The organism is Variovorax sp. GW531-E2 (genome assembly GCF_059423125.1).
On the sequence record NZ_JBWKXQ010000003.1, the window covers coordinates 20,721 to 37,852 of the forward strand.

20 protein-coding genes are annotated in these 17,132 nt (G+C 69.8%); 10 read left to right on the forward strand and 10 right to left on the reverse strand.

Annotated features, from left to right (window positions below; translation table 11 throughout):
* Positions 1 to 9: 9 nt before the first annotated feature.
* A complete protein-coding gene (locus AC07XP_RS02945) occupies positions 10 to 765 on the forward strand; it encodes a tRNA-uridine aminocarboxypropyltransferase (protein ID WP_495263746.1) in 756 nt (251 codons plus the stop codon).
* Between the two features lie 12 nt (positions 766 to 777).
* On the opposite strand, the gene AC07XP_RS02950 is transcribed toward AC07XP_RS02945, so the two are convergent.
* Entirely contained in the window at positions 778 to 1,665 is an 888-nt protein-coding gene (locus AC07XP_RS02950) for an amidohydrolase family protein (RefSeq protein ID WP_495263747.1), read from the reverse strand.
* A 114-nt stretch (positions 1,666 to 1,779) separates the two neighbouring features.
* The gene (locus AC07XP_RS02955; protein ID WP_062474377.1) at positions 1,780 to 2,070 is read right to left on the reverse strand and encodes a hypothetical protein; all 291 of its coding nucleotides are present in this window, start codon (positions 2,068 to 2,070) and stop codon (positions 1,780 to 1,782) included.
* Between the two features lie 157 nt (positions 2,071 to 2,227).
* Here AC07XP_RS02955 and AC07XP_RS02960 point away from each other — a divergent pair, with 157 nt between their 5' ends.
* Positions 2,228 to 2,428 (forward strand): hypothetical protein, encoded by a 201-nt coding sequence (locus AC07XP_RS02960; RefSeq protein WP_062474379.1) that lies wholly within the window; start codon positions 2,228 to 2,230, stop codon positions 2,426 to 2,428.
* 16 nt (positions 2,429 to 2,444) lie between these two features.
* Here AC07XP_RS02960 and AC07XP_RS02965 read toward each other — a convergent pair whose 3' ends face one another.
* Both AC07XP_RS02965 and AC07XP_RS02970 read right to left on the reverse strand, forming a co-directional pair.
* Positions 2,445 to 3,437: a Bug family tripartite tricarboxylate transporter substrate binding protein gene (locus AC07XP_RS02965; protein ID WP_495263748.1), complete on the reverse strand. Its 993-nt coding sequence runs from the start codon at positions 3,435 to 3,437 to the stop codon at positions 2,445 to 2,447.
* Between the two features lie 41 nt (positions 3,438 to 3,478).
* On the reverse strand, positions 3,479 to 4,699 hold the full coding sequence (locus tag AC07XP_RS02970; RefSeq protein WP_495263749.1) for a M20 aminoacylase family protein: 1,221 nt from the start codon (positions 4,697 to 4,699) through the stop codon (positions 3,479 to 3,481).
* A gap of 128 nt (positions 4,700 to 4,827) precedes the next feature.
* Between AC07XP_RS02970 and AC07XP_RS02975 the strand changes: the two genes are divergently transcribed.
* Entirely contained in the window at positions 4,828 to 5,799 is a 972-nt protein-coding gene (locus AC07XP_RS02975) for a LysR family transcriptional regulator (protein ID WP_495263750.1), read from the forward strand.
* On the opposite strand, the gene AC07XP_RS02980 is transcribed toward AC07XP_RS02975, so the two are convergent.
* The 3 genes from AC07XP_RS02980 to AC07XP_RS02990 form a co-directional block, all read right to left on the reverse strand.
* Positions 5,790 to 7,394, reverse strand: a complete 1,605-nt coding sequence (locus AC07XP_RS02980) for a phospholipase D-like domain-containing protein (protein WP_495263751.1) — start codon at positions 7,392 to 7,394, stop codon at positions 5,790 to 5,792. The two genes, AC07XP_RS02975 and AC07XP_RS02980, sit on opposite strands and share 10 nt — an antisense overlap.
* Positions 7,395 to 7,485: 91 nt before the next feature.
* On the reverse strand, positions 7,486 to 7,737 hold the full coding sequence (locus AC07XP_RS02985; RefSeq protein ID WP_495263752.1) for a hypothetical protein: 252 nt from the start codon (positions 7,735 to 7,737) through the stop codon (positions 7,486 to 7,488).
* A gap of 89 nt (positions 7,738 to 7,826) precedes the next feature.
* On the reverse strand, positions 7,827 to 9,923 hold the full coding sequence (locus AC07XP_RS02990) for a S8 family serine peptidase (RefSeq protein ID WP_495263753.1): 2,097 nt from the start codon (positions 9,921 to 9,923) through the stop codon (positions 7,827 to 7,829).
* A 107-nt stretch (positions 9,924 to 10,030) separates the two neighbouring features.
* Here AC07XP_RS02990 and AC07XP_RS02995 point away from each other — a divergent pair, with 107 nt between their 5' ends.
* Positions 10,031 to 10,300 carry a hypothetical protein gene (locus AC07XP_RS02995; protein WP_390344816.1) on the forward strand — a complete coding sequence of 90 codons (270 nt, stop codon included), beginning with the start codon at positions 10,031 to 10,033 and terminating at the stop codon, positions 10,298 to 10,300.
* A gap of 11 nt (positions 10,301 to 10,311) precedes the next feature.
* Here AC07XP_RS02995 and AC07XP_RS03000 read toward each other — a convergent pair whose 3' ends face one another.
* A complete protein-coding gene (locus AC07XP_RS03000) occupies positions 10,312 to 10,533 on the reverse strand; it encodes a DUF7661 family protein (protein WP_143599026.1) in 222 nt (73 codons plus the stop codon).
* Positions 10,534 to 10,641: 108 nt separating this feature from the next.
* Here AC07XP_RS03000 and AC07XP_RS03005 point away from each other — a divergent pair, with 108 nt between their 5' ends.
* Positions 10,642 to 10,959, forward strand: a complete 318-nt coding sequence (locus AC07XP_RS03005) for a hemagglutinin (protein ID WP_390344812.1) — start codon at positions 10,642 to 10,644, stop codon at positions 10,957 to 10,959.
* A gap of 3 nt (positions 10,960 to 10,962) precedes the next feature.
* Here the strand turns inward: AC07XP_RS03005 and AC07XP_RS03010 are convergent, their stop codons facing one another.
* On the reverse strand, positions 10,963 to 11,682 hold the full coding sequence (locus AC07XP_RS03010; protein WP_495263754.1) for a hypothetical protein: 720 nt from the start codon (positions 11,680 to 11,682) through the stop codon (positions 10,963 to 10,965).
* A gap of 111 nt (positions 11,683 to 11,793) precedes the next feature.
* On the opposite strand from AC07XP_RS03010, the gene AC07XP_RS03015 reads away from it, so the two are divergent.
* From AC07XP_RS03015 to AC07XP_RS03035, 5 genes are all read left to right on the forward strand, one after another.
* Entirely contained in the window at positions 11,794 to 12,711 is a 918-nt protein-coding gene (locus AC07XP_RS03015) for a protein NO VEIN domain-containing protein (RefSeq protein WP_495263755.1), read from the forward strand.
* A gap of 155 nt (positions 12,712 to 12,866) precedes the next feature.
* Entirely contained in the window at positions 12,867 to 14,168 is a 1,302-nt protein-coding gene (locus AC07XP_RS03020) for a UDP-N-acetylglucosamine 1-carboxyvinyltransferase (protein ID WP_495263756.1), read from the forward strand.
* 7 nt (positions 14,169 to 14,175) lie between these two features.
* Positions 14,176 to 14,673 carry a hypothetical protein gene (locus AC07XP_RS03025; RefSeq protein WP_495263757.1) on the forward strand — a complete coding sequence of 166 codons (498 nt, stop codon included), beginning with the start codon at positions 14,176 to 14,178 and terminating at the stop codon, positions 14,671 to 14,673.
* 104 nt (positions 14,674 to 14,777) lie between these two features.
* Positions 14,778 to 15,818: an NAD(P)H-dependent flavin oxidoreductase gene (locus tag AC07XP_RS03030; protein WP_495263758.1), complete on the forward strand. Its 1,041-nt coding sequence runs from the start codon at positions 14,778 to 14,780 to the stop codon at positions 15,816 to 15,818.
* Between the two features lie 39 nt (positions 15,819 to 15,857).
* Entirely contained in the window at positions 15,858 to 16,535 is a 678-nt protein-coding gene (locus tag AC07XP_RS03035; protein WP_495263759.1) for an alpha/beta hydrolase, read from the forward strand.
* Here AC07XP_RS03035 and AC07XP_RS03040 read toward each other — a convergent pair.
* Positions 16,510 to 17,130 (reverse strand): TetR/AcrR family transcriptional regulator, encoded by a 621-nt coding sequence (locus AC07XP_RS03040; RefSeq protein WP_495263760.1) that lies wholly within the window; start codon positions 17,128 to 17,130, stop codon positions 16,510 to 16,512. The two genes, AC07XP_RS03035 and AC07XP_RS03040, sit on opposite strands and share 26 nt — an antisense overlap.
* Between the last annotated feature and the right edge of the window lie 2 nt (positions 17,131 to 17,132).

Sequence of the window (17,132 nt, forward strand, 5' to 3'; positions counted from 1 at the left end):
AATCGGGGCATGCCTCACGCCGTCTCCCTCCTTCGCGTCGCGCGCCTGGCGCGCAGCGCCAAGCCTTTTCTTGCCCGTGGCGGTTTCAAGCGCGAGCGCTGTGCGGGCTGCCGGCTGGTGCCCAGCCATTGCATGTGCGCCGTGCGTCCTCCGGTGGCCACGCGCGCGGGGGTGTGCCTGCTCATGGCGGACATCGAGCCGCTCAAGCCGACCAACACCGGGTGGCTGGTGGCCGATGTGGTGGCCGACACCTTCGCCTTCGGCTGGGCCCGCACCGAGACCGATCCCGCGCTGCTGGCGTTGCTGGGCGACCCGCAATGGCAGCCCTATGTGGTGTTCCCGGGGCAGTACGCGGCGCCCGAGCGCGTGGTGCTGGGGGTTCCTGCATCGCCTGATGCGGCCGGCGGCGGCAGCGCGAAGCGCCCGCTCTTCATCCTGTTCGATGCGACCTGGGCCGAGGCGCGCAAGATGTTTCGCCGCAGCCCCTACCTCGACCGGCTGCCGGTGCTGAGCCTGCAGCCCGAGCAGATCACGCAGTACAAGCTGCGCAACTCCGGCCGCAACGACCACTTCTGCACCAGCGAGGTGGCCGCGATGTGCATGGACCTGGCCGGCGAGCACGCTGCGCAGCAGACGCTGGACGCTTACCTGGGCGTGTTCACGCACCACTACCTGTGCGCGAAGAACCAGCAGCCTGTGGCGTGGGACGGTGCCGCGCACCAGCGGCTGCGCGAGGTGGCCGCGCGGCGCGATCAGGCCGCCTGAGACCGGTCGGTCTTAGCGCAGGTCGAACAGCGCCGCCGCGTTGCCCCAGGCGATGCGCTGCGCCACGGCGGGCGGCAGGTCGCCCAGCCAGGTGCGGTAGCCGCGCATGATCTCGTCGTAGGCGCTCCAGCGCTGGTTGACCCAGGTGTCGGAGCCGACCATGAAGCGATCGGGGTGCTTGAGGATCAGTGCGCGCCACTCGGGGCACAGGCGACCGTCCTCGCAGGTCAGGCCGGGTCGGTACGAGAGTTCGCCCATCAGCAGCGGGTAGCGCTCCAGCATCGCCTGCACGCGCTCGACCGGCGTGCCGCCGATGCCGGTGTGGGCCCAGATGAGGCGTAGCGCGCGGCCCTTCGACGGCGCGTTCGCCATCAGCAGGTCGACGGCCACGTCGTCCACGTGCGCGAGCACGGCGAGCTTTTTCTCCTCGGCCAGTGCGATCAGTTTCTTTGCCACCGGGCCGTTGGCGTTGGCGCTCTCGTACAGGTGGAACTCGCCGAGCCCGCGGTAGGGGCCGCTGGCGGTGCCGCGCGCCAGTTCGGCCAGCACCATCTCGTGGATGCTTTCGTCGCGGAACCAGTTGTTGTAGTCGTCGCGGTTGCGGTACAGGCGCACGAAGGGCACCACGGTGACGCCGGCGGCGCGGGTTTCGCGCGCGGCGGCCAGGGTCTGCGTGCCGGCATTGGGCCGCGAGTTGGCGATGATGGCCTTCACCTGGTTGCGCTGCATGCGCGCGAGCGCCTCGGTGGGCGGGAAGGGGCCGGCGGTGCCGTCCCAGGCTTCCTGGTTGTAGTGCAGGTGGGTGTCGAACAGCGGGCCGTCGTAAGGCGCGGCGGTTTGCCCGTGGGCTTGGGACAGGGCCAGGGCCGCGCAGGCGGCGATGCAGGCAATGAAGCGCATGGGGTTCTCGCGGTGAGGGCCGGGGAGCCGGATTACATCACCACAGATCACCGCATCGGCACAGCCGCGCCCTTGTCGCCGGGCGCGACCTCGAGGCGATCGCGCGGGCCGGCGTCAGCTGCCGGCCGGGTGCGTCGTCGCCTTGCGGCTGCCATCCAGCGAGTACAGCTGCGGGCGGTCTTCCACCGCGACCGCCACTGCCTCGGTGCCGTGCTCCGCGGCGCGCGGTTGCCGGTACAGCTCGTTCTCGAGCCGCCGGGCACGTTCCGCGTACATGCGGGCGAGGGCGCTGTGATGCTCTGCGGCAGCCTGGTGTTCGATGCGTGCCATCTGCGCCTCTTCGAGCAGTGCCGAGGCACGTTTCAAATAGGCCGTGTGGGTGGGCCGAAACAAGAAGTCGAACATGGTTTCACACTCCTTTCCGCTGCAACAACGGTGCAATCATTGTGAACGAATGGCCTCAAAACGCCATCGCTTCCTGTGGCTGCGACGCATCGAAGAAGCGTTCTGTTTCACTTGAGTCAGACAGAATCGGTGGCGAAGAGAGAGGGTTCGATCACCGATGAGCAATGAGGTTCGTTTTTGTCTGGAATACCGGCTTGCCGAAGGCGGGCCCGCGCATGCCGTGCAGACCGCCTGGATGGTCGATTCGCCGGCCACGCGTGCGCAGATCGAGGAAATGATTGTCAATGCGCGCGCGATGAATGCCGCGCAGGCGAAGTGGTGGGTGGAGGAGCGCCAGGGCGGCGACGCCCCGCGCTGAAACGACCCGGCGGGCCTCAGTCGCGCATGTTCGCGAACTTCACCAGCGTCGCGTACTTGGCCGTGTCCTCGCGCATGATCTGCCCGAGGTCTTCCTTGCCCGTGGCGGGGATGGATCCGCCTTCTTCCAGCCGCCGGCGGATCGCCGGGTCGGCCAGGCCGGCCTGCAGCGCCGCGCGCAGGCTCTGCACGACGGGCGCGGGCAGGTCCTTCGGGCCCGCGAGCGCGAACCAGCCGCTCAGCTCATAGCCCTTCAGTTGCGGATGCTCGCCGAGCGCCGGCACCTGCGGCAGGCCGGGAAAGCGCTTGGCCGACGAGACACCCAGCGGCACGATCCGCCCGCCCTGCAGGAACGGTGCCGCAGCGGTGGGCGACACGATCGCGAAGTCGAGCGTGCCACCGACCAGGTCGCTCGTGAGCGGCGCGGTGCCGCGGTAGGGAATGTGCGTGAGGAACAGGCCCGCGCGCTGCTTGATCTGCTCGCCCACGAAGTGCAGCGTCGAGCCCACGCCCGAGCTGCCGTAGCTGTACTTGCCGGGGTTGCGCCTGGCCAGCGCGATGAACTCGTCGAGGTTCTTCACGCCCACCTTCGGACTCGCCACCAGCAGCACGGGCGCGAAGGCGAGCAGGCTGACCGGGGTCAGGTCTTTCACCGGGTCGTAGCGCTGCGCGGGGTTCACGAGCACCGTGGCCGCCATCTCGTTGCTGGAGCCGGCCAGCAGCGTGTAGCCGTCGGCCGGGCTGCTCACCGCGCGCTGCGCCGCGACCACGCCCGCGGCGCCGGTCACGTTCTCGACCACCACCGTCGCGCCGAGCTTGGCCGACAGGATGTCCGCCGCCACGCGCGCGGCCATGTCGACCGAGCCGCCCGGCGCGTAGCCGACCAGCAGCTTGATGGGCTTGGCGGGGTAGGTACCCTGCGCGAACGCGGGGGCGGCGGCACAGAAGGCGGCGGCGCCGAGCGCGCTCAGTGCCACGCGGCGCGAAACGGAAGAAGCAAGACGGGTCATCGCGGTTCCAGTACGGGGAAGTGGGAAAGGAGAAGGCCCGCTCAGGCCTGCGCGGCGAGGAAGCGGCGTACCAGCTGCACCCAGTAGCTGGCCGCGATCGGCAGGATCGCGTCGTTGAAGTCGTAGCCGGGGTTGTGGACCATGCAGCCGCCGGTGCGGTGGTGCTCGCCTTCGCCGTTGCCCACGATCAGGTAGCTGCCGGGGCAGCGCTCCAGCATGAAGGAGAAGTCTTCGCTGCCCGTGAGCGGCGCCAGCGGCGGCAGCAGGCCGTCGTCGCCCAGCCAGTCGTGCGCGACCTGCCGTGCGAAGCGGGTGGATTCCTCGTCGTTCACCAGCGCGGGGTAGCGCCAGTGGTAGTCCACCTCGGCCTTCACGCCGAGCGTGACGGCCTGCGCCTGCGCCAGTTCGGTGATGCGCTCGCGCAGCATGGCACGGATCTCGGGGCGGTAGGCGCGCACCGTGAGGCGCATCTGCACGCTGTCGGCAATCACGTTGGGCGCGTCGCCGCCGTGGATCGCGCCCACCGACACCACCGCCATCTCGCGCGGATCGACATTGCGCGACACGATGGTCTGCAGCGCCACGACGATGTGCGCCGCCGCCACCACCGGGTCGGCCGACAGGTGCGGCGCCGAGCCGTGTCCGCCGCGCCCCGTCACCGTGATCGTGACCGAGTCGGACGAGGCCATGAACGAGCCTTCCTTGAAGCCGAACTTGCCCGCCGGAAAGCCGGGCATGTTGTGCAGCGCGAAGATGGCGTCGCAGGGAAAGCGATCGAACAGGCCTTCTTCGACCATGCGGCGCCCGCCGCCCAGGCCTTCCTCGGCCGGCTGGAGGATCAGGTGCAGCGTGCCGTCGAAGCCGCGCTCCTGCGCGATGACACGCGCGGCGGCCAGCAGGATGCTGGTGTGGCCGTCGTGGCCGCAGGCGTGCATCTTGCCGGGCACCTGGCTGGCATAGGGCAGGCCGGTGGCTTCCTGAATCGGCAGTGCGTCCATGTCGGCGCGCAGGCCCAGGCGCCGTGTGCCCGTGCCGCATGTCAGCGTGGCGACCACGCCGGTGCCGGCCAGGCCGCGGTGCACCTCGTAGCCCCACTCGGCCAGGCGCGTGGCCACCAGCTCGCTGGTGACGTGCTCTTCGTAGGCCAGCTCGGGGTGGGCGTGGATGCGGTGGCGCAGGCCGACCATCTCGGGCGCGACCTCGCGCACGGCGGGCAGCACGCTGTCGAGGGCGGCGGCGTTGTCGACGGTGTAGGTCGTCATGGGGGAATCTGTCTCCTTGCTGTCTTGCGGCGAGTCTAGGAATTCGTTGCCAGCCGGGGCAGACAGGCGCCGCCATGCAGGGGCGGGCGGCGCCTGTCGCCGCGAGCGGCTGCGGATAATCGGCCGCCATGAAGCTGCACCAGCTCCGCTATCTCGCCGCCGTCGCCTCCGAAGGCAGCATCCGCGCCGCCGCGCGGGCGCTGGGCGTCACCCAGGCCACGGTCACGCAGGGCCTGCGCGAACTGGAGGCGCATGCGCAGGTGGCGCTGTTCACGCGCCACGGCGGCGGCATCGCGTTCACGCCGGCCGGGCTGGAGCTGCTCGAACATGCGCAGCGCGTGCTGGCCCAGCTGCGCCAGGCCGAAGACACGCTCTCACGCCACCGCGACACCGGCGCGCAGCAGCGCCTGACCGTGGCCATCACGCCCTGGATCACGCAGACCCTGCTGCCGCGCGTGGTGTCGCTGTTCCGCGAAGAGCTGCCGCACGTGCAGCTTGAGATGTTCGACGGCCTGTCGGCGCTCAGCTATCCGCGGCTGCGCGAAGGCAGCCTCGACCTGCTGATCGGCCGCATCGGCCCCGACGAGGCCATGCAGGGGCTGCAGGCGCAGCCGCTGTTCCGCTACGACATGACCGTGGTGGCGCGCCGCGGCCACCCGCGGGCCGGTGCGCAGTCGATGGCCGAGCTGCTGCAGGACGACTGGGTGCTCAACTTCACGCCGGGCGAGGGCGCGAGCTTTCTGGACAACCTGTTCCGCCAGCACGGCCTGGCCGCGCCCGTGCAGCGCATCCAGCTGGCGCATTCGCCGTCGATGATGCTGGGCCTCGTGCGCAAGACCGACATGCTCACCTTCTGCCCCTGGCCGCTGGTGGAAACCGAGAGCCTGCGCCATGCGCTCGTGACCTTGCAGCTGCGCGAGCGCTTCCACAGCAACGTCGTGGGCATCGTGCGCCGCGCGCAGGAAGCGCCGTCGCACGCGGCGGCGCGTTTCATCGCGCACTTCCTGGCGCAGCTGCCGGCGTGGCAGGCCTCGGACGATCCGGAGCTGCGGCGGGTGCTGCACTCGGTGGATTTCATCGAGGCGTTGTCTCACCCGTGATAGTCGCTCCACGACATGCGCACCATGCCCGGCGGCGTGGGCGCGCCGGCTGAGGCCAGCGTCACCGGCGGGTCGTCGTCCACGCGGCTTTTGGCGCGCGAGTCCCAGTCGTCGAGAAAGACCTGCTGGTAGTACTGCGCCACTTCTTCGTTGTGGATGATCAGCCCGGCGTCGCGGTTGCGCAGCACGCCGTCGCCCGACCAATTGGTGCTGCTCACGAGCACCACCTGGCCGTCCACGATGATGCCCTTGTTGTGGATGCTGCCCTGGACGCGGAACACGTCCTGGTTGCAGCCCGCCTCGACCAGCTTGCGGATGTTGTCGGCCGCGCTGGTGCTGCCCAGGATGATGCGCAGGTCGAGGTCCGGCTCGGTGCTGCGCTGTGCGAGCTTGCGCAGCAGCGCGCGAAAGTCCGCGTCCTTGTCGGCATCGCTCCAGGTGATGTAGGCGAACTGCAGGTACAGCGAGGTCTGTGCGCTGTCGATGAGCGCGTTGATGTGCGGCAGGTAGTTGTCCGGCGTGAGCACGGGCTGCACTTTCACCGTGGTCTTCACCGCGGGCAGCCGTGCGGGTTCGACCGGCACCACCGGCCCCGCGAAGGTCACGGCCTGTTCCAGCAGGTGGTCCAGCGGCACGAACACGTCGGGCAATGTGAGCTTGGGCGCCACGTCCAGCGCCGCGTCGGCGGCGCCGTCGGCTTCTTCCTTCTCGGAGGCCTTGAGGTCGTGCAGGATGTACTTCTCGAACACCTTCGAGAGCACGGCGTCGCTGCAGATCACGTGCCACTCGCGGTTGCCCTTGCTGAACATGCCCTTGGCCTGCGCGGGCGTGCCCACGGGGTCGATGTCGGGCTGGCTGCGGCGGCTCCAGTTGCCGCTCGACAGCCAGAAGGCCTTGTGGTCGCGCACCGCCACTTTCTCGTGGTATGCGCTGGCGAAGCGGCGGCCCTTGCCGCACTGCACGAGCCAGGCCGTGAAGTCGGCCTCCTGCTGCAGCTTGCGCAGCTTCTTGCGGATGACCTGTTCTTCTTTCGTCATGCCGTCGTCCCAGCTCAGCGCCGCCGCGATGCCGCCGTTGCGCACGAGGTCGATGAAGACCTGGGCGACGTGGTCGGCGTTGAAGTCGTACATCGCCACCGACAGCGAGCGCGTGGTGCCTTCGAGAAAAGGCCGCAGCACCGGCCACCCCGCGTCGGGACCGACGTGGCACAGGAAGGGCTGCTTCACGTTGTAGACCTTGTCGATGGGCTGGCCCGCAGGCGGCTTGTAGACGAGGCCGACGGCGGCTTCGGCGAGCGCGTTCACCGTGTCCTCGAAGTCCGCGCTGGCGGCCAGCTGCCGCGCGGGGTCGGCCTGCATCACGCAGACGCGGTAGGGGCCGAGCTGCCGGGGCGCGCGCTCGGCCACGGGCACCTCCGACAAGGGCCGCTTGCGGTCGACCAACACGATCACGGCGGGCTCGCGCAGGAACCGGCCGTCGACCAGCGGAAAGCCCGGCTCCGCCGCCACGTAGCCGGGCAGGGCGGCCAACTGCGCCTGGTGGGTGGCGATCACCGACCGGACCGCCGCGCGCGCGGCATCGTCGAGCACTTTCATGGGTGTTCCTTGGGATGGGGTGTGGGGCACGCGTGTGCGGGCGCCTGCCGGCATGGCATGCGCGAAGGCAGCGACCCGGGTGGGTCGCGTGTCAGGAGATGTTGGGCAGCCGGCGCGACAACTCGACCGACTCGACGGCCGGGTCGGTTTCGAGCTGCTGGAGCTTGTCGAGCGGGATCTCGGCCGAGAACAGGCCCGGCGAGATGTCGGCGCGCGCGGCGATGTAGTCCGGGCGCTCGGCGCCCTCGCACAGCTTGACCAGCACGACGACGCGCTCGCCCGACACCGGCGCGGGGGCGGCCGAAAAGTCGAGCTTCTTGAGCGAGCGCAAATCGATGGGCATGAGAGGGCAGATGGGGGCGGGAACACAGATTACACCCCCCGCTCGGGTTCGGCACAACCGCACCGGGCGTGGGGGTCATGGCTGGATCGTCAGATGGCGCCGCTGTCGGCGCGGCCGTCGCCGCGCTGCGGGTCCCAGCCGGCCGGCCCGGCGCCGGGCTTGACGCCCGCCTTCAGCCTGGCGCGGATGTCGGCGATGGTCAGCTTCTTGCCCGCTTTGTGAGCCTTGGCCAGCATCAGCGCGACCAGCCCCGTCACCGCCGGCGCCGCCATGCTGGTGCCCGACTTCTTCACCATGCCGTCCTTCGTGCGCGACTGCGCGGCCTTCACCTGCACGCCGGGGGCGCTGACCTCGGGCTTGGGGCGGCCGTCGCGCGTCGGGCCTGCGCTCGAGAAGCTGGCGGCGGGCTCGCCCGTCTTGCGAGCGTCGTACGCACCGACCACGATCGACAGTTTTCCTGTCGACAGCGAGCCCAGCAGGTGCGACTTCACCGGCTGGCCGAAGTACGACTGGCCGCTGTCCAGGCGCTCGAGCCACGCATGGAACGGCACGTCGTCGGCGGCCAGGGCGTGCAGCCGCACCTTGAACTCGCCGTCGGGCCAGTTGGGTGCGAGCCAGATGCCGATCACGTTGTCCTTGTTGTTCGGGTCGGTGATGCGGCTGCTGAGGAATGCGGCGATCTCGCCGTTGCCCGCGCCGAGCGGAAAGTTTTCTCCCGGTGCGACGCTGGCCAGCACCTCGCCGTCGGGGCCCAGCAGCTCGGCGCGCAGGCGCTGGCTGCCGCCGTACCAGAGCTCGAACTCGCCGCCCTTGCCGTTGACCAGGGTCCACGACACGTCGAGGTGCCCGTTGCCGGGCACCGTGCCCGCCGTGTGCGTGTTGTCTTCCTGCGAGTTGCCGGCCGCCAGCACGATCGCGCGGTTGGGCTTTTGCGACACGAGCGCATCGAAGCCCTGCTCGACCAGCGAGGTGCCGTCGTGCGGGCCGCCGTTCGTGCCCAGGCTCAGGTTGACGACGCAGGGCCTGTCGCCGGCGCGGTCGAAGATGAACTTCACTGCTTCGAGCATCTGCACCGAATCGCCGAAGGAGCTGAACACGGCGTTGTGGCCGGTCCACGCGATGTCGCGGGCCGACATCTCGACGAAGATCAGGTCGGCCTTCGGCGCCACGCCGGGTTGCAGTGAGCCCCGGCCGTTGCCGCCGGCGATGTCCATCACATGCGTGCCGTGCGAACCCGGGCTGCCCGGCATGCCCGCGCCGGGGTCGTAGCCCAGCGCCTTGTACGGATCGGCCTTCTTCAGCGCCTTGTCGATGTCCGCGGCCTCGAAGAGCCGGCCGTAGCCGTAGGGGCTGTTGGCCTTGGCCGGCGCGCCTTGCTGCCACAGGGCCAGCAGGCGCGTCTTGCCGTTGGCCTTGACGAAGTTCTGGTGCGCGAAGTCGCCGCCCGAATCGACCACGCCGATCACCACGCCGCTGCCACCGGCCGTGCCGGCGAGCGCGAGGTTGTCGGCCTGCACGCCCATCGATGCGATGGTGTTGTTCAGCGCCGGCAGCACGGGTTGCGAGGCCTTCATGCTGAGCACGGCCGGATGCTGGCGAATGACTTCTGCCTTGCCCAGCGGAATGCGGCCCGTGACGAGCACCGTGCCGTCGTCGGCGGTGCCGATGTCGGAACCCGCATCGACATCGGGAATGTCGGCCCACTCGGCATGGCTGGTGACGCGCGCCACCACCGGCACCGAATCGCCATCGGCGGACGAGATGGGCATGCTCTGCTTGCCCGCGCGGCGGTTCATCACCGCCAGTTGCAGCCGCGGGTCCATCGAGGTCTCGACGTCCATCGGCAGGCGCTGGAGTTGCGCGAGCCCGAAGGTCGACACCGGAGAGAGCCGCGTGCACAGCGCGTCGGCCGCGCCGGCGAGCGCGGCGGTGAGGGCGGGGGAGGCTTCGCCCGGCAGGTGGCCCGCGGCGGGTGCATCGGCCTGTGCCGACTGCGCCACCATCGCGGCGGCCATCTCGGGCGGGAGATCGACCCAGCTGTTGAGGAGCTTGATCTGCCCCGTCACGTGCAGCCGCACGCTGCCGGACGACAGCGCCGGCGTCAGCACCCCGTGCGGCATCCTGGGGACTTTCGTATCAGCGGGCGAGGGCTTCTTCGCGGCGACGCGCTTCTTGGCTGGGGCCATCGGTCGGATCTCCTTGCACAGGGGGACGGGTGGGTACCGCGAGGTGTAGCAGATTGCCGTGTCATCTGTCACCCCGGCTTGGGCAAGGAGGCGGTCAGAATCGCCGCATGAAAGTGGTGTTCAAGCTTCTGTTCGCGTACCTGGTGGCGAGCCTGCTGTCGACGGGCCTTGCGCTGGTTCTTTTTCCGCTGCACGCGCATGTGCCTGCGGTGGTGGTGCTGCTCGCGTTTCCGCTGGTGCCGTGGACCTTGCTTGGCAACCTCGCGAGCGAGGGCTTCAGGGCCCGGGAGGTGGGGCCGCTGTTGGTGTTCGTGCTGGCGTTTGGCGGCGTGGCCTGGCTGCTGTTTCGTGCGTCATCGAAGGCCGCGCAGCGATAGCCGCGCCGGGCTCACTTCGCCCCGATCTCGAAGACATCGCCGTTCGTCGGCGTCGCGTTCTCGTGGTAGATGTCGTAGAGGTACTGCGCCAGGTCGGCCGGCGCCACGTCCGGCGGAATCGCGAGCTGGGCGAGGCCCAGTTTTCCGTCGGCGCCGACCCAGTGGCTGCGCCAGCGGGCATCGGTCATTTCGACGCGCAGGGTGCGGCCGAACACGTTGAAGAGGTGGCGCATCGTCGGGGCTCCGGGCATGCACGAAAAGAGATGAGGGGACCGCCACTGTAGCGCCCTCGTCGTATGCACAATGGGCCGAATCGCCCGTCAATCCACTCCAGAGTCCGCATGGCAGACCTCAACGTACGCAAGACCTACGAAGCGGCCGTGGCCGAGCTGGGGCCTGCCGCTGAGCGGATGCTGGCCGACGGTGTGAGTGAAGAACAGGTGGCGCGCTGGATCTTCGCGCAGCGGGACGATCTCAAGCTGCACTACCGCGCGCTGACGCCCTCGCACGAGCTGCAGGCCCTCGAAGCCAGGTCGCACAGCCGCTACGGCAACACGCTGGGCCCGTCGATCGAGCAACTGCGCAACGCGGGCAAGTCGTGGCGGGACATCATCGATTCGGCGGCGCGGCCGGGGACTCACTACCGCCTGGGCGAGTGACTTCTATTGGGCGCTACGCCAAAGCCCGGAGCTCGTGCAGACCTCGGCCGGTTCGCCGTTCACTCGAACCTGTTCTTCATCGAGCCGCGACGCGGTGACCGGATCGACATCGAAGCCGACGCCGAGCAGCCGCGCCACCTGCGCGTCTTCGATCGACAGCTCCCAGGTCAGGAACAACTGCGTGAGGTCCTGGCTGTCCGGGAAATCGGCCGCATTGAAACCGTGGTCGCTGCCGCGCGGCACCACGGCGTGGGGCTGGCCCGTGTCGAACAGCAGGGCCGTGCCCCGCGTGAGCGGGATGCGGTGGCCGGTGACGGGAAAGTGCACGTCCAGGCCCTTGTCTTCGCTGAGGAACAGGTTGCAGAAGGCCGCGCCGCCGTACTGCGCGCCGTCGTGGTGGTAGCGGGCGCCGCGGCAGGCCATCAGGGCGACGTCGCTGGCGGGCAGCAGCGACGCGGGCAAGCCCAGCGTGCCCAGCCAGCCGGACATCGCCTGCACGCACTGCGCATAGTCGGGCCAGCGCGTGCGCGCGCGGGCCAGCGGCATGGGCTCGACATCGCCGGGTTCGAGCGGCACGTTCGTGGCGATCTCCCGCTGCCAGTCGGCCACGAGGCGGGCCGGGGGCTCGGGCACGTCGAGCAGGGCCGCATGCACGATGCCGCTCACGCTGCGGCTGCGCAGCGTGTCGCCGTGCCAGAAATAGGAGGTCAGCAGGTCGTGCATGCGGGGGCTTTCAAGGCACGGAGGGTACACGCGGCGCGGCGCCGGGCACCGGGGAGCGACGGCCGATGCGGCATACTCCCACCCCCTCCCAACTCGCCAGAATTCCGCTGAATGGACAAGGAAGTCGACCCCTCCGTGCTCGCCGCCATCGATGAGATGCGGCTCTCCGGACCGCGCCTCACGCCGGTCGAAATCGTCGCCAAGATGGGGGTGTTCGACGCACGCGACAAACCGTTCGAGCACGCCTGGCTCGCCACCGGCGACAACGTCATCGCCACCATCTGGGGCGAGTACGTGAGCGTGGCGGCCGGTGGCCGCTGGTTCTACCTGGAATCGCTCGACGCCCAGCGCCGCCCCGGCGGCGGCGTGCGCAGCGCCCAGCAGGCGCAGCGCGCCAAGGACCGCCTGGCCCTGCTCAAGCGCACCTTCGACGCCGGCCAGGGCTTCCGCGCCGTGCTGCAGACCAACCGCGTCGCCATTGCCGAGCTCGAGAGCAACAAGAGCGCCAAGGTGTCGACCCGCGTGCGCGACGACGCCGAATGGCACGTCGCGAGCTGGGAACCCGAGCAGCAGCTCGCCGTGCTGGTGCGCGGTGCGCGCGGCTGGGTGCCGACCGAGGCCGACATCACGGCCGCCAAGGCCCGCGGCGGCGTGCCGGCGGCCGACGACGCCGACGCTGCCCCGGCCGGCCCGACCACGACCGACGCCGTGCAGGCCGCCGCCATGGCCTACGTCATGGGCCACTTCAAGGGCTACGGCTACAACGCGGAAGACGTCACCAGCAAGGCGCTGGGCTACGACATCGAGGTGTCGAACGCCAAGGGCGCGATGCTGCTCAAGGTGGTCGTGAAGGGCACCGCCCCGGCGCTGCCGACCTTCGCGCTCACGCCCGAGGAAAGCATGTGCGCCGTGCGCGAGCCGCTGTGGCGCCTGCTGGTGGTGGCCGACGCGGGCAGCGCGACGGCGGCGCACAAGATCTACAAGCCGACCGAAGTGGACCAGGCGCCGGGCTTCCAGCGCAAGGCCTGACGGGCCTCCCAGGCAACGCCGCGGCCGTACCTGTGCGTCGCGGGCGTTTCCAAATTCTTACAACTGAGCCCCCGGAAACCCGTCGTTTCCAACGGTAAAGTTCCGCCGTCCGGCGCGAACAGTTCGTGCCTTCGCCCCCTCTGTTCGCCCCCTTCATGTCCAACCTCATCGTGCACGGCGGTACGCCCCTTCGCGGCCGCATCATTCCCTCCGCCAACAAGAACGCGGTGCTGCCGGTGCTGTGCGCCACCTTGCTCACCGGCGAACCGCTGCGGCTGCACGGGGTGCCCGACATCACCGACGTGCGCAAGATCCTCGACATCTTCCGCACGCTGGGCAGCGAGGTCCGCATGGACCACGAGAGCGGCACGCTCGAGCTGCACCACCGCGCCACCACCTTCGATGCGGCGCTCCACCGCCTGCCCGAGGAAATGCGCTCGTCGATCATGCTGGTGCCGCCGCTGCTGGCGCGCTTCGGCGTGGCGCGGCTGGAAGACAACGTCAAGGGCTGCACGCTGGGCGTGCGCGAGATCGATCCGCACGTCGAGGTGTTCCAGCGCTTCGGCGGCCAGGTGGAGCGCACCGAGGGCTCGCTGCTGGTGTACGCGCCCGGCCGGCTCACGCCCACCGACCACTGGCTCGACTACGCCTCGGTGACGACCACCGAGAACTTCGTGCTGTGCGCGGCCGCCGCGGACGGCACCTCGACGCTCACCAACGCGGCCTCGGAGCCGCACGTGCAGGAGTTCTGCCGCTTCATGGCCATGATCGGCGTGCGCATCGAGGGCATGGGCACCTCGCGGCTCACGGTGCATGGCGGCGGCGCGCTGGGCGGCGGCGAGTTCCGCTTCGACGAAGACTTCCACGAGATCACCACCTTCCTGGCGCTGGGCGCGATCACCGGCGGCGACGTCGTGGTGCGCAACAGCGCGCCGGGCAACTTTCCGCTCATCGACCGCACCTTTGCCAAGTTCGGCGTGCAGATCGAGCATGCCGACGGCTGGTCGCGCGCCATCCGCAGCGGCCCGCTGAAGGTGCAGACGCCGTTCACCAGCAACGTGCTCACCAAGGTGGAAGCCGCGCCGTGGCCGTACTTCCCGGTCGACCTGCTGCCGATCTTCATTGCGCTGGGCGTGCGCGCGCAGGGCAACGCAATGTTCTGGAACAAGGTGTACGACGGCGCGCTGGGCTGGACCGGCGAGCTGTCCAAGTTCGGCGCGCACGTGTTCTCGTCCGACCCGCACCGGCTCATCACCTTCGGCGGCCACGCGCTCACGCCGGCGGTGGTCGAGAGCCCCTACATCATCCGCGTGGCGATCGCGCTGTTCATGGTGGCCGCCAGCATCGAAGGCAAGTCCGAGATCCGCAACGCGACCCCGATCCGGCGCGCGCACCCGCGCTTCGTGGAAAACCTGCGCAGCCTGGGCGTGCAGGTGGAGTGGACCAGCGAGGAGTGAAGCGGTCGTGATCGTCTCCGTCTCGAACAAGGCCAAGTGGCTGCTGATGCAGCTCGGGCAGCTGGTGCTGATGGTCGGCCTGACTTCGCTGGTGTTCAACTACGCCTACCGCTTCCTGGTCGACCGCACGATCGACACGCCGCTGTTCTATGCGGTGACGCTGCTGCTGGCGCTCGCCGTCATCGTCGCGGTGCGGCGCGACTATCTCTTCGTGTCGCGCTACGAGTTCACGCCTGAGGCCATCGTCGTGCGCACGGCGCTCGGGGCTTCCAAGCGCTTCGGCATGCAGGAGTTCAAGTTCGTGCCCAGCCTGCACAAGACGATCAACCTGCCGGAGCCGAAGGCCTCGCTGTCCTTCGATGTGCAGAATCGCCAGACGGGCCGCCGTGCTCGCAACTACACCTGGACCGGCTTTGCGGTGGAAGACTTCCGCGCGGTGTGCCGCCTGTACGGTTACCAGGACGACACCGATTTCAAGCTGAAGGACTTCGGCAAGGCGCGTTGAGCCGGCGGGCGTTTGCGCCCGCGATGACCCCGCGGGCGCCGCGCTCAACGGCTTGGCCGGACAATGCCGTGCATTCGACACACGGACACAGGAGCGCACCCCGAATGACGACGTTGCAACAGATCCTCGGCACCGAACTTCCATTGATCCAGGCGCCGATGGCCGGCGCGCAGGCCAGCGCGATGGCGATCGCGGTGTGCAACGAAGGCGCGCTGGGGTCGCTGCCGTGCGCGATGCTCGGCCCCGACGCGATGCGCAGCGAACTCGCGGCGATCCGCGCGGGCACCGACAAGCCCTACAACGTCAATTTCTTCGCCCACACCCCGCCCACGCCGGACGAGGCACGCGAGGCCGCCTGGCGTGCCGCGCTGGCGCCGTACTACGCCGAGTTCGGCATCGACCCCGCGGGCATCCCGACCGGCCCCGGGCGCAACCCCTTCAGCGCCGAGGTGGCCGATCTGCTGGCCGAGTTCAAGCCGCCGGTGGTGAGCTTCCATTTCGGGCTGCCGCCCGAGCCGCTGCTGGCCAAGGTGCGCAGCTGGGGCGCGAAGGTGCTGGTTTCGGCCACCACCGTCGACGAAGCGCTGTGGCTCGAGGCGAGGGGCGTCGACGCGGTCATCGCGCAGGGGCTGGAGGCCGGCGGGCACCGCGGCCATTTCCTGTCGCACGACCTGACGAAGCAGCTCGGTACCTTCGCGTTGCTGCCGCAGTTGGTGCACGCGTTGAAGGTGCCGGTGATCGCGGCCGGCGGCATCGCGGATGCCGACGGCGTGGCCGCGGCCATGGCGCTGGGCGCGGCCGGCGTGCAGGTCGGCACGGCCTACCTGCTGACGCCCGAGGCCATGACCAGCGCGCTGCACCGCGCGGCGCTGAAGAGCGAGGCCGCGCGCCACACGGCGCTCACCAACCTGTTCACCGGCCGACCCGCGCGCGGCATCGTCAACCGCGTGATGCGCGAGCTGGGCCCCATCGGCCCGGCGCCGGAATTTCCGCTCGCCACCTCGGGCATCGCGCCGCTGCGCGCCAAGGCCGAGGCGCAGGGCAGCGGCGATTTTTCTCCGCTGTGGTCGGGGCAGAACGCCACCGGCTGCCGCGAGGTGTCCTCGGCCGAGGTCACACGGGTGCTGGCCAAGGGCTTTCGCTGAGCCGCGCCGTCCGTCATTTTTTCGAAACCCTTCCGACCCATGACATCGCTCCATCTGCCCCTGCAGTTCCTGCACCATCCCGCACCCTCGGGCGGCCCTGAACCCTGGCTGCTCGTGCTGATGCACGGCGTGGGCAGCAACGAGCAGGACCTGTTCGGCCTGGCGCGCATGATGCCGCCGCAGTTCCACGTGCTGAGCCTGCGCGCGCCGTACGTGCTGTCGCCCGGCTCCTACGCGTGGTTCGAGTTCCAGGTGCTGGCCGAGGGCGGGCGCCGCATCGATGAAGAACAGGAGCGCGAAAGCCGCTTCCTCATCGGCGAGATGGTCACGTCGGCGTCGCAGCAGCTGGGCATTCCGCCCGAGCGCGTGGTGGTCGGCGGCTTCAGCCAGGGCGGGATCATGTCGCTGTCGCTGCTGCTCACGCAGCCCGAGAAGCTGCGCGCCGCGCTGGTGTGGCACAGCCGGCTGCTGCCCGAGGTGGTGCCGCACATCGCGCCGCCCGAGGCCTTCGCGGGCAAGGCGCTGTGGGTGAGCCACGGCAGCGCCGACAACGTGATTCCGCCGAGCGCCGCGCAGGCCACGCGCGAACTGGCGCGCGGGCTGCCGCTGGCGCTGTCGGGCTCGGACTTTCCCGGCGCGCACGAGATCCGCCCGGCCGAGCTGCAGGGCACGCTGGCGTGGCTGCAGGCGCTCAGCGCGCCAACAGCCGCGCCCTGACCATCGCTTCCATCTCGGCGACCCAGGCATCCCCCGCCGCGTTGTCGGGCTGCACCAGCAGCCGGTAGCGGCGCCCGCCCCAGGCCGCGGTCAGCAGCGCCTGCACGGTGGCGGGCGAGGGCGGTGGCTGCAGGTCGCGGCAGGCGGCGAAGGCCTGCGTCCAGCGCACGAGCAGTTCGTCGTACACGCGCCGGTGGTGCTTGGGCTCGGCCACGCGGTGTTCGAGCATCAGCATCTCGTGGTCGAAGGCGGGCAGCCCGTCGAGGTGCGTGTCGCAGGTGAGGCACACGAGGCGCTGCGTGCGTTCGCGCCAGTCGATGTCCGGTGGCGCAATCACCTCTTGGTCGAGCCGCGCCAGCAGCGCCTCGACGCAGTGGCGCACATAGCCCGAGAGCAGGGCTTCCTTGTCGGGGAAGTAGTCGTAGAAGGTGCCGACGGCGATGCCGGTTTCGAGCGCCACGGCGCGCGTGGTCACGCCTTCCCAGCCCTGTGTGCGCCAAATCCGAACAAAGGCGTCGTAGATGGCCTGCACGGTGAACTTGCCGCGCGCCTGCGTGGGGCGTTTCAGGGGCTTGGAGCGGGGTGCGGCGGGCATGG